The sequence below is a fragment of the Micromonospora mirobrigensis genome (assembly GCF_900091555.1).
Lineage (GTDB): Bacteria > Actinomycetota > Actinomycetes > Mycobacteriales > Micromonosporaceae > Micromonospora > Micromonospora mirobrigensis.
This window is the reverse complement of record NZ_FMCX01000002.1, coordinates 738,023-751,715: the sequence shown is the minus strand read 5'-3', so window position 1 is coordinate 751,715 and position 13,693 is coordinate 738,023. Positions and strand designations below refer to the sequence as shown.

At 75.8% G+C, this 13,693-nt stretch carries 11 protein-coding genes; 3 read left to right on the top strand and 8 right to left on the bottom strand.

What is annotated here, in order from left to right; all coding sequences use genetic code 11:
• Nucleotides 1-5: 5 nt before the first annotated feature.
• Nucleotides 6-488: an anthrone oxygenase family protein gene (locus tag GA0070564_RS10630; RefSeq protein ID WP_091606571.1), complete on the bottom strand. Its 483-nt coding sequence runs from the start codon at nucleotides 486-488 to the stop codon at nucleotides 6-8.
• The gene (locus tag GA0070564_RS10625) at nucleotides 485-1,363 is read right to left on the bottom strand and encodes an NAD(P)H-binding protein (RefSeq protein WP_091606568.1); all 879 of its coding nucleotides are present in this window, start codon (nucleotides 1,361-1,363) and stop codon (nucleotides 485-487) included. Before GA0070564_RS10625 ends, GA0070564_RS10630 begins: the two co-directional genes overlap by 4 nt.
• An 81-nt stretch (nucleotides 1,364-1,444) precedes the next feature.
• On the opposite strand from GA0070564_RS10625, the gene GA0070564_RS10620 reads away from it, so the two are divergent.
• On the top strand, nucleotides 1,445-2,416 hold the full coding sequence (locus tag GA0070564_RS10620) for an AraC family transcriptional regulator (protein WP_091606565.1): 972 nt from the start codon (nucleotides 1,445-1,447) through the stop codon (nucleotides 2,414-2,416).
• A gap of 5 nt (nucleotides 2,417-2,421) precedes the next feature.
• On the opposite strand, the gene GA0070564_RS10615 is transcribed toward GA0070564_RS10620, so the two are convergent.
• Together GA0070564_RS10615 and GA0070564_RS10610 are read right to left on the bottom strand one after the other, a co-directional pair.
• Nucleotides 2,422-3,285 carry a DUF1028 domain-containing protein gene (locus GA0070564_RS10615; protein WP_091606562.1) on the bottom strand — a complete coding sequence of 288 codons (864 nt, stop codon included), beginning with the start codon at nucleotides 3,283-3,285 and terminating at the stop codon, nucleotides 2,422-2,424.
• Between the two features lie 24 nt (nucleotides 3,286-3,309).
• A complete protein-coding gene (locus GA0070564_RS10610) occupies nucleotides 3,310-4,524 on the bottom strand; it encodes a low temperature requirement protein A (RefSeq protein ID WP_091606559.1) in 1,215 nt (404 codons plus the stop codon).
• Between the two features lie 158 nt (nucleotides 4,525-4,682).
• On the opposite strand from GA0070564_RS10610, the gene GA0070564_RS10605 reads away from it, so the two are divergent.
• Nucleotides 4,683-5,663: an LLM class F420-dependent oxidoreductase gene (locus GA0070564_RS10605; protein ID WP_091607143.1), complete on the top strand. Its 981-nt coding sequence runs from the start codon at nucleotides 4,683-4,685 to the stop codon at nucleotides 5,661-5,663.
• Nucleotides 5,664-5,665: 2 nt separating this feature from the next.
• On the top strand, nucleotides 5,666-6,457 hold the full coding sequence (locus GA0070564_RS10600; RefSeq protein WP_091606557.1) for an SDR family oxidoreductase: 792 nt from the start codon (nucleotides 5,666-5,668) through the stop codon (nucleotides 6,455-6,457).
• A gap of 40 nt (nucleotides 6,458-6,497) precedes the next feature.
• Here the strand turns inward: GA0070564_RS10600 and GA0070564_RS10595 are convergent, their stop codons facing one another.
• The 4 genes from GA0070564_RS10595 to GA0070564_RS10580 are packed head-to-tail and all read right to left on the bottom strand — an operon-like array spanning nucleotide 6,498 to nucleotide 13,571.
• Entirely contained in the window at nucleotides 6,498-8,741 is a 2,244-nt protein-coding gene (locus GA0070564_RS10595) for a transglutaminase domain-containing protein (RefSeq protein ID WP_425412441.1), read from the bottom strand.
• Entirely contained in the window at nucleotides 8,735-9,883 is a 1,149-nt protein-coding gene (locus GA0070564_RS10590) for a DUF58 domain-containing protein (protein WP_091606553.1), read from the bottom strand. The genes GA0070564_RS10595 and GA0070564_RS10590 overlap by 7 nt, the downstream gene beginning before the upstream one ends.
• Nucleotides 9,884-9,898: 15 nt before the next feature.
• Nucleotides 9,899-10,894, bottom strand: a complete 996-nt coding sequence (locus tag GA0070564_RS10585) for an AAA family ATPase (protein ID WP_091606550.1) — start codon at nucleotides 10,892-10,894, stop codon at nucleotides 9,899-9,901.
• A 28-nt stretch (nucleotides 10,895-10,922) separates the two neighbouring features.
• Nucleotides 10,923-13,571 (bottom strand): fibronectin type III domain-containing protein, encoded by a 2,649-nt coding sequence (locus GA0070564_RS10580; RefSeq protein ID WP_425412440.1) that lies wholly within the window; start codon nucleotides 13,569-13,571, stop codon nucleotides 10,923-10,925.
• Nucleotides 13,572-13,693: the final 122 nt, after the last annotated feature.

Genomic DNA, 13,693 nt, shown 5'->3' with positions numbered 1-13,693 from the left:
CCCGCTCACCGCCGGTCGAGCACGCCGACGACCAGCGCCGCGGCCGAGACCAGCGCCGCCACCGCCCGGGCGTGGTTCCACCGGGTCCAGGCCGAGGCGTAGCGGGCCCACTGCTCGGCGCTGCCCGGCGCGGCCGGGCGCAGCCGGGCCAGGGCGTCGTTGTGCGGGACGTGGTACGCCGCCGTCACCGCGAAGGCGACCAGGCCGGCGCCCGCACCCACCAGCAGCCAGCCGCGGCCCGGCAGGTCGGCCCGGAACAGCGCCCACCCGGCGACCGCCAGGCAGCCCACCGCCGATCCGACCAGCGGCACCATCAGCAAGCTCCGCGGCGCCTGCGCGTTCACCGCCTGCATGGCCCGCATCGCCTGGTCGGCCGGGAGCCGGCCGAGCGCCGGCATGACGAAGGTGGAGAAGGCCACGAAGACCCCGCCGGTCACCGCGCCGGCCAGCGCGGTGCCGAGGGCCAGGCCACGCAGCGCCCCGCTCACCGCCGGGCCCCTTCCGTGGCCCACGCGCCGGCCCGGGCCGCGTCCCGGGCGAACTCGGCGAACGAACGGGCGGGCCGGCCGAGGAGGCGGGCGACCCCGTCGGTGGTGGCGCTGTTGCGACCGTCGAGGACCTCCGCGAAGAGCCCGGACAGGAAGGCGGCCTCCGCGCCGGGCAGGCCCTGAGCCACGAGCGCGGCCCTGAACTCCGCCGGCTCGGCGGGCAGGTACGTCACCGGATGGCCGGACGCCTGCTCGAGGAGCACGCAGACCTCGGCGAGGGTCGGCGCGGCGGGCCCGGTCAGCTCCACCACCGTCCCTGCCCACGAGGGATCGGTGAGCGCGACCACCGCGCCGGCGGCGATGTCGTCGGCGTCGACGAACGGCTCCCGCCGCCACGCCGGCGCCGGCAGGGACAGCACCCCCTCACGTACGACGTCGCGCAGGGCGCCCTCGGTGAAGTTCTGGTCGAACCAGGAGCAGCGCAGCACCGTCGCCGACGGCAGCTCAGCCAGCAGCGCCGACTCGCTGTCGGCGGCGCCCGGCTCACCCCGGCCGGAGAGCAGCACCACCCGGCCGACCCCGTGCTCGGCGGCCAGCGCGGCGAACGCGCCGACGGCCTCCGCCGCGCCCGGCACCGCCAGGTCGGGCTGGTAGCTCAGGTAGACGGCGTCGACGCCGGACAGGGCGGACAGCCAACTGTCCCGGTCGTGCCAGTCGAACCGGTCCCGGGGGTCGGCCGCCCGGCGCGACGTCGCGCGGACCGGGACGCCCTGCGCGGTGAGGGCGACGGCGACCCGGCGCCCGGTCTTGCCGGTCGAGCCGGTCACCAGTACCCGGTGCGGATGGTGGGAGGAGACGTGGTGTGAAGTGGTCATACACCGATCAAAGCCCGACCGGTGAGACGCTTCCATGGGTGATCGGCTCGAATTCCTTCGTGACCGTCTAAGCTGGCCGACGTGGATACGATGAGTACGATCCTCGACGGCCACCGGGCGCGCGGCGCGTTCGTGCTCCGCTGCGTGATGGCGCCCCCGTGGTCCGTCCGCATCGCCGACCGCGCGGCCGTCGGCATGCTGGTCATGGTCCGGGGCCACGCGATGCTGCTGCGCGACGGCGACGACCCGGTCCGGCTGGAGGCCGGCGACGTGGCGATCGTCAAGGGGCCCCGGCCGTACACCCTCGCCGACGACCCGGGCACCCCGCCGACGGTGGTCGTCGGCCCCGGACAGCACTGCCACACCCTCGACGGCGCCGACGTCAGCACCACCCTCGGGCTGGGCCTGCGCACCTGGGGCAACGACCCGGACGGGCCGTGCGCCTTCCTCACCGGCACCTACGAGCTTCCCTCGCAGGTGACCGGGCGGCTGCTGGCCGCGATCCCCGACCTGGTGGTCCTGCCCGGCGTCGACCGCGACGCGGCGCTGGTGCGGGTGCTCGCCGACGAGTTCACCCGGGACGCCCCCGGGCAGGACGTGGTGCTCGACCGCCTCGTCGACCTGGTGCTGATCGGCACGCTGCGGGCCTGGTTCGCCCGCCCCGACAGCGGGGCGCCGGCCTGGTGGCGGGCACAGGGGGACCAGGTCGTCGGCGGCGCGCTACGGCTGATCCACGACCGGCCCGACGAGCCGTGGACCCTCGACGCGCTGGCCGGGGCGGTCGCGGTGTCCCGGGCGACCCTCGCCCGCCGCTTCACCGCGCTGGTCGGCCAGCCGCCGATGGCGTACCTCACCGAATGGCGGATGTCGCTGGCGGCGGACCTGCTCCGGGACACCACCGCCAGCGTCGAGGCGGTCGCCCGGCAGGTCGGGTACGCCAACCCGTTCGCGTTCAGCACCGCCTTCAAACGGCACTTCGCCGCCGCGCCGCGTGCCTTCCGTACCGCCGGCCGGACGTCGCCACTGCCCGACGGCACGCCGGTCGCCGGATAGCCGCGTCAGGAGGCCGCGCGGGGAGCCGGAACGTGCCCCATGGTCGAGCGCAGGTGCGCCAGCACGATCGGGTCGATCCGACCGGGGACGATCCGCTCCTCCAGGTTCTCCACCCCGGCCCAGGAGGCGAGCGCGTCGTCCAGACCGGCGGCGCCTACCGGATGACCGGCGGCGGCCAGCAGCTGGCCAACCTCGTCGGCCAGCGGGCCGGTCAGCTCCCGCAGGGTCGCCGGGTCGGGCTTGCCGAAGAGCATGGTGTGCACCTCCAGCAGCCGGCCCAGCTCGGTCACCGGATCCGGGTGGTCGTCCACCCGCAGGTCGACCAGCTCGTCCCCGGTGCCCGCGTACCCGCCGTGCCGCTGCACCACCAGCAGCCCGGCGCTCTGCCGGCCGCGCCGGTCCCCGCCGGCCCGGTCCCCGGCGTGCAACGCCGCCAGCAGCCGGCGGGGGAAGGGCAGCTCGCCGCCGGCCAGCCAGGCGTCCCGCACCGCGTCGACGACGTGCGGACCGGCCAGGATGTTGCCCTGCACCGCCCAGCCGTCACCGGCCTGCCCGCCGGCCCACGGGTGGCAGCGCGGCCCGGTCCAGGTGGCGCCGTCGCCGGTCGCCCCCACCACGCCCAGCTGCCGGTCGCCGCGGCCCGGGTCCGCGGCGACCAGCCCGGCCACCACCTCGGCGGCGGCCACCCCGGTACGCAGCAGCGCCAGCCCCTGCGCGCGGTAGGCGAGGTTGACGTGCGCCTGGGTGGCCACCGCGCCCACCTGCGCCTCGGCGGCCGGCACCAGCGCCCCGGCGGCGAGGAACTTGCTGGCCACGGCCACGCCGTGCAGGCGCCCGTCGGCGGAGCGGGCGACGATCGAGAAGGTCACCCGCGGATGGTAACGCCGTCGGGCTCAGAACGGCGGGGCCGCGGCCTCGGGGGGCCGGCCCCAGGCCCGGCGGGCGTCGGCCACCGCCACCGCGGCCAGCACCAGCGCGGCCGCCACCGCGGACAACAGCGGCGCCACGTGCACCAGCAGCGGCGTCAGCACCACCAGCGCCAGGATGGCGATCCACCGGGACGGGGAGACCCTGCCGAACACCTCGTACTCGAAGCGGGCCCGCCCGGCCAGGAACAGCGCCGGTCCGCCCAGGATCATCGCGATCCACGGGATCTCGTTGTGCCCGGTCGGATGCTCGTTGACCAGCTCGTAGCCGATCGCGATGGCGACCACGCCGATGACCATCACCAGATGCGTGTCGGCCGCCGACCGGCCGATGGTGGCCGGATGCGCGGCCCGGGTCACCGCCTCGGCGAGGATCTGCCCGGCCCGCTGCACGTAGATCCGCCACAGCAGCACCGAGGTGACCACCGCGGCCGCGAACGCGCCGGTCCTCGTCAGGCTCGCCGGGTCCCGGCTGTAGGACAGCCCGGCGACCAGGATCGTCTCGCCGAGCGCCACCAGGAAGAACTGCTGGTATCGCTCGGCGAGGTGCTCGCCGTGGATGTCCCACCGGGACACCGTCGAGCGGCCCATCCCCGGCACCGGCCAACCGAACCGGGACCCGGCGTACTCCAGGAGCAGCGCGGCGCTCCAGAGCACCACCCGGGGGTCGGTGGACTGGAACGCCCCGACGATCCACAGCACCCCGCTGGCCGAGAAGGTGATCAGCATCCGCTGTTTGAGCTGCCGGTACTGGTACCGGCGTAACGTCAGCAGCAGGATTCCCGGTCGGCTCACCTGGGCGACCACGTACGCCACCGCGAAGGCCAGTCCGGTGCCGCTGAAGGCGCGGGGAACCGCCACCCCCATCACCATGCTGCACACCAGGGCGGTGATCACGATCGTCTGCAACCAGATGTGGTACGGGTCGTACCGGCTGGTCGTCCAGGCGGTGCCCTGCCAGACGGCCCAGAGCGCGAAGAGCAGCAACAGGGTCTTGCCGCCGCCGGTGACCGCCCGCCAACCGCTGGCGTGACCGGGCTCGAGCGCCAGGTCCTCGAACGCGCGGGCGCCGATCCGGGTCAGCGCGAAGACGAACACCAGGTCGAAGAAGAGCTCCAGGAAGGTGGCCCGCTGGCCGTTCTCGGCCGGAAGGAGCGCGGCCGGCTCAGGGGTCCTCCGCACGACCGCCTCCCGTCCCCGGCACCACCCACCCCGCAGTCGTAACACTCTTTCCGGTCGTAGCGGTTGGTATCGCGCGTATCGCCCGGCCCCGGCCGATTCGGATCTTGCTCGTGGCGGCGGTCAACGGCACGATCGACCGGGTGACGAACCGATGGGGCATGACCGTGCCGATGAGCGGCATCCCGCTCGCCGACCACGCCGCCGTGTACGCGGCCCTCGACCGGGCCGGCTTCACCGACGTCTGGTCCTCCGAGGTGAACGGGACCGACGCGTTCACCCCGCTGGCGCTGGCCGCCGCGTGGGCGCCGGGGCTGCGCCTCGGCACCGCCATCGCGCCGGTCTTCACCCGAGGCCCGGGGCTGCTGGCGATGACCGCCGCCGCGCTCGCCGAGGCGGCGCCGGGCCGCTTCACCCTCGGCATCGGGGCGTCGTCGCCGGTGGTCGTCGGGGCCTGGAACGCCGTCCGCTTCGCCGAGCCGTTCCGGCGTACCCGGGACATGCTGCGGTTCCTGCGGGCGGCGCTGCGCGGCGAGACCGTCGACGAGGTCTACGACACCTTCACCGTCCGCCGGTTCGCCCTGGAACGCCCGCCCGCCGTGCCACCGCCCGTGCAACTGGCCGCGCTGCGCCCCGGCATGCTGCGGCTGGCCGCCGCCGAGGCCGACGGGGTGATCCTCAACTGGCTCGCCGCCGACGACGTGCCCCGCGCCGTCGCCGAGCTGGGGGAGCGCCGGCCCGGCTTCGAGGTCACCGCGCGGATCTTCGTCTGCCCCACCGAGGACGCCGGGCACGCCCGCGCGCTGGGCCGCCGGCTGATCACCAGCTATCTCACCGTCCCCGCGTACGCCGAGTTCCACCGCTGGCTGGGCCGGGCGGAGGCGCTCGACCCGATGTGGCGGGCCTGGGCCGACGGTGACCGGCGCGGCGCCGGCGCGGCGGTCCCCGACGAGGTGGTCGACGCGCTGATCCTGCACGGCTCGCCGGAGAGCTGCCGCGAGCAGGTCCGCCGCTACGCCGACGCCGGGGTCGACGTGCCGGTCCTGGCGCTGCTGCCCACCCCCGAGCTGGCCGCCGGTGGCGCCGCCGCGCTCGGCACCCTGATCGCCCGGCTGGGCCGACCCCACACCGACGGGAGCTGACCATGAACCTCACCGACAAGGTCGCCGTGATCACCGGCGGGGCGGGCGGCATCGGCTCCGCCCTCGCCCGCCGCTTCGCCGCCGAGGGCGCCTCCGCCGTCGTGGTGGCCGACCTCGACGCCGACGCCGCCCGGGCGGTGGCCGACGGCATCGGCCCGGTCGGCCACGCCGCCGCGCTGGACGTCGCCGACTCCGAACAGGTCCGCGCGCTGGTCGACGAGACCGAACGGCGGTACGGCCGGATCGACCTGTTCTGCGCCAACGCGGGCGTCGCCACCGGGCAGGGCATCGAGGCGCCCGACGCCGACTGGGACCGCGCCTGGCGGGTCAACGTGCTGGCCCACGTCTACGCCGCCCGGGCCGCCCTGCCGGCGATGCTCCGCCGCGGGCAGGGACACCTGCTGCTCACCTGCTCGGCGGCGGGCGTGCTCACCGCGGTCGGCGACGCCCCGTACACCGCCACCAAGCACGCGGCGGTCGGCTTCGCCGAATGGCTCGCCGTCACCTACCGCGACCAGGGCATCCTGGTCAGCGCGCTCTGCCCGCAGGGGGTCGACACCCCGATGCTGGCCGACGGGCTCGCCGTCGGGCACCTCGCGGCGCGGGTGATCGCCGCCTCCGGGGCGGTGCTCACCCCCGACCAGGTCGCCGACGCCACCATCGCCGGGCTGGCCGAGGAGCGGTTCCTCATCCTGCCGCACCCGGAGGTCGCCGACTACGCCCGACGGCGCGCCGAGGACCCGGACGGCTGGCAGGCCGGGCTCCGCAAACTGATCCGCCGACTGCGCGCCTGACCCGACCCGGCCGGGTCGCGGCAGTCCGGGCCGCCCGCGGTCACCCGCGCCAGCGCAGCGGCCCCGGGTGCACCGACCAGAGCAGCCGCCGCCACCACGGCCGGGCGGCCCGCAGCGCCGTCACGTACCCACCGGCCACCCCGACCGCCCGGGCCGCCTGCTCGGCGGTCGCCGTGCCCGGGGCGAACGCCACCTGGTTGAGCAGCCCGGCCAGCTCCGCCACCGTCGGCGCGGGACCGGTGCCCTGCGCCGGACGCGCCGCGCGGGCCTCGTCGAGCGTCCGATCGGCCCGTGCGGCCACCTCGCTGGCGGAGAGGTCACCGCGGGCGGGCGCGCCCGCGAGCCGCAGCGCGTCGGTGACCTCCCGCCAGGCGCCGGCGATCCGGTCGGCGGGGTCACCCCGGCGCAGCCGGGCGGTGCTGCGGGACCGGCGCAACGCGACCAACGCCAGCAGGACGCCACCGACCAGCAGCAGCAGACCGCCGGCGCCCCCGCCGACCAGGGCCACCCTGGACACCCCGGCGGTGCGGGCGGGCGGTTCGGCCACGGCGGACGCGGCGGGGGTGGCGGAGGGTACGGGCGTCGGCGCCCGGGAGGGGGACGGCGGCGGGGTCTCCGGCTTCGGCCGGAAGTCCTCCTCGACCGGGCGGGGGCGGTCGTCGGGCTGCGGCAGCGGGTCGAACGGCACCCAGCCGACCCCGGTGAAGAGCACCTCCGGCCAGGCGTACGCGTCGGCCGCCCGGACCGGACCGTCACCGCGGGTCCGGAAACCCACCACCACCCGGGTCGGCAGCCCGGTCAGCCGGCCCAGCACCGCGTACGCGGCGGCGAACTGCTCGGACGTGCCGCGCTGGCCACCGCCGTTGCGCGGCCCGAACAGGAAGAACCCGAGGTTCGGGTACGCGTGCCCACTCGGCGCGTCGGCCACCAGCCGGTAGTGGGTGGCGAGGAACTCCTCGATGGCGGCGGCCCGGGCGTACGGGGCGGCGTTGTCGGCGGCGAGCTGGTCGGCGAGCCGGCGCAGCTGCTCGGGCACCCCGTCGGCGACCCGCAGCATCCGGGCCACCCCGTCCCCGGCCGGTACGTTCGCCGTGGCGAGCAGGTCACCGTCGAGGCGTTCCCGCGCCGAGGTGACCGTGTAGCGCAGCCCCGGGGTCAGCCCCTCCGGCCGGATCAGCGTCCCGGTGGCCTGGTCGTACGCCACCCGGGCGCCGGTGACCTCGCGCGGGGTGGCCACCGCCGGCAGGAGCCGTCCGGTCAGCCCGGCCACGGTGATCTCCTGCCGGACGGTCTCCACCGGCCCGGTCGGCGCCGCCCCCGCCGGCAGGATCCGGCCCGCGTTGCGGTACGTCGCGCCGACCCGCCACGTCACCCCGTCGTAGTCGGTGAGCACCGCCAGCCGGATCCGCGTCCCGGCGTCCTCACGGCTGCCGCCGGCGTCCGTCCGCACGTCGAGCAGTTTCTGCCGCGGGTTCAGCGCCCAACCGGAGATCCGGATCAGCGGGTTCTCGTCCAGCGACTCCACCCGCGGTGGCTCGACGTAGCGGCGGGGGTCGACCGGCCGTTCGTCGACCCGCGCGGCGAGCGCCGGCCCGAGCAGGGCGGCCAGGGCCACCACCGCGGCCACCCCGGCGGTGGCCGAGGCGGCGACGCGGGCCCGAACGGCGGCGCGTACCGCCGGGGTGAGGCCGTCGGTCGGGTCGGCGGCCGGTGCGGCCGACGGCACGGCGAGGCCCAGCGCGGCGACCGCGGCGAAGGCGACGGTCGGCCACACCGCCGGGTCGGCGTTCGGGCCGACCACGTAGAGCGCGCCCGCGTAGAACAGGGTGGGTGGCAGGTAGCCCAGCAGCACCCGGCCGGACCGCAGCGCCACCTCGGTGCCGAGCAGGCCGGCCAGCCAGGCGGCGACCAGCGGCACCAGCACGGTGTCCGGGGTCGGCTCGACCGGGATCATCGCGGTGAGCAGTCGGGGGATGCCGTTGCGGGCGGCGTCCGCGGTGACCGCGCCGAGACCGCCGGGCAGGTCGGCGTCGGCGGCGGCGACCCGCAGCGACCAGGCCGTCCAGCCGGTGAGGGCGAGCAGGGACAGCGGGGCCACCAACCAGGACTGCAGCCGGCGGGCGGCCACCCCGACCAGCACCGAGCCGACCGCCGCGCCGAGCACCGTGCGGGTCAGCAGCGGCCCCGCGTACACCCGGCCGAGGACCACGCCGGCCAGCGCGACCATGGTGATCAGCGCGAGTGGGACCGGAACGGCCCGCAGCGCCCGGGCGGCCCTCACCACCGGCGGATCCCGTCCCACTCGGCGGCGAACGTGGCGCCGTCGGCGGCGTCGATGACCACCATGCCGGCCGCCGCGCCCGCCGGTGCCGGCCCGCCGGCGGCGAGGACCCCGACGACCACCGACGGGTACGCGCCGCGCACGGTGCCCAGCCGGCCCAGGTCGGCGCGGCCACCGGGGCCGGTGAGGAAGACCAGGGTGTCGCCGAGGCGTTCCTGGCGCAGCCGGGCGGTGCTGTCGCGCAGTGCGTCCGCTCCGCCGTCGACCAGCCGCACGGCCGCCAGCCGGTCCAGCGGGGGCCCGTCGTCGGCCGACCCGGCGGCCACGGTCAGCAGCGTCACCGGCAGGTCGGCGCGGATCGCGGCGACGACCACCGAGGCGGCGGCCTCGCAACCGGCCTCGAAGGACTCGGCCACCCCGTCGACGACGTCCGGGTGGGCGGCGGCCCGGTTGTCCAGCAGGACCACGGTCCGGGGCAGGCTGGTGTCCACGTTCTCCCGGACCATCAGCTCGCCGACCCGCGCGCTGGTCCGCCAGTGCACCCGGCGCAGCTCGTCGCCGACCACGTACTCCCGCAGCGAGTCGAAGGTGATCGAGCCGTGGGCGACGCTGTCGACCCGCCCGTCCAGGCTGCGTCCCGCCCCGGTGGGCACCGCGTTCAACGGGTGCACGCGGGGGTGCACCCAGACCGGCACCGGCTCGCCGTAGCGGCGGGCCAGCGCCACCAGGCCCAGCGGGTCGCGGCGGGTCACCCGCAGCGGACCGACCGGCACCACCCCCCGACGCTCGGTGGGCACGTCGTAGTGGACCTCCGTGTCCCGGCCGGGGCGCAGCCGCAGCACCGGCACGGGCACCGTCCGGTCGCCGCAGCGGTCCTCGGCGACCAGGTTCGCCGCCCGCAGCCGCCCGGTGTTGCGCACGGTCAGCGTCATCCGGGCTGGTTCGCCGCGGGCCACCCGGTCCGGTTCGGCCCGCCGTCGCACGGTCAACCGGGGCCGCCAGGCCGCGGTCAGCAGGGCGTAGCCGACCGCCACGGCGGCCGCCGCGCCCAGCACGGTCAGCTCCGGGTACGCGAACCGGAAGCCGGCGGCGAGCAGCACGACGGCGGCGACGAGCAGCCCGGCGCCCCGGGCGGTGATCCCCACTGGTGCGCTGCCGCCTCAGCCGTGCACCGGCGTGGCCTGGCCGGACGGGAGCGGCACCGGCACCGAGGCGATCGCCTGGCGGAGCACCTCGGCGGCGGAGACGCCGCGGACCTGGGCGTCGGGGGTGAGCAGCAGCCGGTGGGCGAAGACCGGCTCGGCGAGGATCTTCAGGTCCTCCGGCATGATCCAGCCCCGCCCGTCGATCAGCGCGTACGCGCACGCCGCCCGGGTCAGCGCGATCACCCCGCGCGGGCTGACCCCGACCCGCACCTGCGGGTGCCCCCGGGTGGCCGCGGCCAGTCGCACCGCGTACGTGTAGAGGGGTTCGGCGATGTGCACCCGGCGCGCCATCCGGACCATCTCCCCGACGGTGGCGGTGTCGGTGACCGCCTGCAACGAGTCGGGGGAGCGCAGCGTGGCGCCGCGCAGCACCTCCACCTCGACGGCCTCGTCGGGGTAACCCACCGACAGCTTCACCAGGAACCGGTCGAGTTGCGCCTCGGGGAGGCGGTACGTGCCGTCCATCTCCACCGGGTTCTGGGTGGCGACCACCAGGAACGGCCGCGGCACCGGGTGCCGGACACCGTCGACGGTGACGGTGTGTTCCTCCATCACCTCCAGCAGCGCCGACTGGGTCTTCGGCGAGGCCCGGTTGATCTCGTCGGCGATGACGATGTTGGCGAAGACCGGGCCCGGGTGGAACTCGAAGGCCCGGGTGGCCTGGTTGAAGATGGTCACCCCGGAGACGTCCGACGGGAGCAGGTCCGGGGTGAACTGGATGCGCCGCCACTCGCCCTTGACGGTGGCCGCGATCGCCCGGGCCAGGGTGGTCTTGCCGACCCCGGGCACGTCCTCCAGCAGCACGTGCCCCTGGGCGAAGAGCGCGGTCAACGCCAGCCGGACCACCTGCGGCTTGCCCAGCACGACGGCGTTGACGTTGTCGGCCAGCCGGGCGGCGAGGGCGGCGAAGCCCTGCACCTCCGGCTGGCTCAACGGTTCGGGGTGGTTCACGTGCCTCAGTCGCTCCTCGCCGGGCGGGTCAGCAGGTGGGCAGGAGGGCGATGTCGTCGCCGCCCTCCAGGTTGAGCCAGGCCCACGGGATGTAGTTGCGGCCCGAGTAGTCGACCTGCACCCACCAGGTGCTGCGCTTGTCGTTGTTGTAGATGTAGGCGTAGACCTCTTCGCCCTGCTTCCTGCAGTACGTCCGCAGCCGGGTGCCGGGCCTGGCCCAGCCGACCTGCTTGGCGTTGACCTGCTGCGGCACGGAGAAGATCTCGTTGCCGTTGCGCCCGGAGACGTCCTTGTTGCAGTACGTCGCCTCGGCCCCGGAGGTGCCGTTGGTGCAGGTGGCGATCCCGTAGATCGGGTCGGTGGTCTGGGCGTGGGTGGCGGTGCCCTGCCCGGCGACGTTCGTCGCGGTGACGGTGAACGTGTAGTCGGTGCCCGGGGTCAGGCCGGTCACGGTCAGGTCGGTGCAGTCCCCGCTCTTGGGGGCCGCCCCGGTGGTGCTGAGCTGGCAGGTGGCCTGCCCGCCGCCGGCGTCCACGGTGACCGACACCGTGGCCGAGGTGGTGGTGGCCGACGACCCGGTGACGGTGACCTGCGGCGGCGCGACGGTGCGGGCGGTGGCCGTCGCCTCCGGGCCGGCCCCGGCCTCGTTGACCGCCGTCACCTTGACCGTGACGTTCTGTCCGTCGCCGAGGCCGCCGACGCTGGTCTGCACGTCGGTCACCTCACTGGTCTGCCCGCCGACGTCCACCAGGTACTTCGTCACCGGCCGGCCGTTGTCCACCGCCGGTGACCACTGCACCGCCACGGTGCCGGCCTGGTCGGCCACGGTCGCGGCCCGCAGTTCGGTCGGGGCTGCCGGGGCGGTGAACGGCACCACCGTGTTGCTCATCGGCGAGGCCGCCGAGCCGGCGCCCTTGTCGTTGACCGCGACCACGGTGAACGCGTACTGGGTGCCGTACCTCAGCGCGCCCGCGGGCACCACCAGCTCGGTCTTCGTCGACTCGCCGGCCGGGGCGTTAGCGCCGGTCGACGTGGCGGTGACCGTGTACTTCGCGATGGTGTTGCCCTGCCCGTTGGCGGCCGGCCAGCTGACCAGCACGGTGCCGTCGGGGCGTTCCTGGGCGGTCACCGAGGCCGGCGGGTCGGGGACCGCCGCGGTCGGGACGACCGGGTTGCTGGTCCGCTTCGGACCTGCGCCCTTGGCGTTCACCGCGTACACGGAGAACGTGTAGGTCTGGCCGTTGGTCAGGCCGGTGATCTCGACCGCGCGCTGGTTGGCGCCGACCTCGTGGCGCTGCCCGGCGCCCTCCACCACGTACCGGATGATGTCGGCGCCATTACCGGCCGCCGGTTGCCAGGTGACCCGGGCCTGCGCGTTGCCGGCGGCGGCGGTCACCGCGGCCGGGGCGCCCGGCTTGAGCACCGTCGGCAGCTTCTTCTTCTTTCTCGGCGGCGGCGGGGGTGGCGGGGCCTGCTTCGGCGGGTCGCCGCCGAGCACGTCGTTGGCGTACTTGTTGACCTCGCGCACCTGGTTGCGGTCGTCGACCACCCGGGCGGTGGCCGCATCCGGGGCGTTGATGAACAGGTGGTTCTCCCGCACCTCCAGCTCCAGCGGACCGGTCACCCCCTTGCCGGGGATGGTGTCGACCAGCTTGCCGCCGGCGTCGAAGGAGTAGACGGTGCCGTTCGCCTCGTCGGCGCAGTAGAACCGGTCCGCCCAGGCCACGGCGGGGCTGAGCCGCTCGCCGGTGCCCGGCACGGTGAACCGCCGCACCTCGCGGTCCTCGGCGACCACGTGCACCCGACGCTGCCCGATGACCGTGACCGGCACCACCGGTCCGGTGGTGTGCGCCGGCAGGGCGCCGGTGCCGGAGAGCTTCAACGGCGCCCGCCGCGTCTGGCCGCCGCGCACCGTCACCAGCGCCGAGGAGGTGCGGTCGAGCACCGCCACCCCTTCCTCCAGGGTGGAGACCACCAGCTCGTGGCTGGGCTCGGCGACGTCGTACGTGCGGACCTGCCGGGGGCTCAGGCCGGCGTCCGGCGGGGCCGCGGAGCCGGGCTCGTCGGGCAGGTCGGCGGGGGTGATCGCCGAGACGGTGCCCTCGCTGGGGACGGCGACCCAGAGGTTGCCCTCGTCGTCGAAGGAGCCGCCGGTGATGCCCGGCGGGTAGCGGACCGGCTGGCCGACCGGCGCGAGGGAACGCGGGTCGAGCTGCCGGACGATGCCCTGCACGGAGTCGACGACGAAGGCGGCGTCCTCGTGCAGTGCCACGTTCACCCCGAGCCCGGGGGTGGTGCTGCTGGTGGCCATGATCTGGAGGGTGGCCAGGTCGAGGGAGCTGACCTGGCCGGTGTTCAGGTCGCGCAGGATCAGCATCCGGTCGGTCTGGGTGACCTGCATCGGGTGCCGGCGGGCACCGGGGATCTCGACCCGGGTGTCGACCCGGGCGGTGACGCCGTTGACCCGGGCCATCTCGCTGCGCGCCGCGCTCCACAGCCACGAGCTGGCGTCGTAGTTGGCGACCGCGTCGTCGGCCGCGCCCAGCCCGAGGACGGTCAACCCCATGGCCGCCAGCAGGGCGGTCACGGTGCCGACGGTGACCAGGCCGCCCCGCAGCCGTCTGCGCGGGCGGGTCGGCCCCGCGCCGGTGCTCACGGCCTCGTCGTTGGTCGCCACAACCGGCTGCCTCCCCCGTCCCGTGGTGCCGGCTGCCGCCGACCTTCCCCTGAGCCCGGCACATCATATGGTCCGGTCGATGGTGGAGAGAACCCGCACGGTCCGCCGTTGGGCACCCAGCG

Coding starts and splice junctions, on each gene's coding strand:
- GA0070564_RS10625 (WP_091606568.1), bottom strand. CDS start 1,363: ATGACCACTTCACACCACGTCTCCTCCCACCATCCGCACCGGGTACTG.
- GA0070564_RS10600 (WP_091606557.1), top strand. CDS start 5,666: ATGAACCTCACCGACAAGGTCGCCGTGATCACCGGCGGGGCGGGCGGC.
- GA0070564_RS10605 (WP_091607143.1), top strand. CDS start 4,683: ATGACCGTGCCGATGAGCGGCATCCCGCTCGCCGACCACGCCGCCGTG.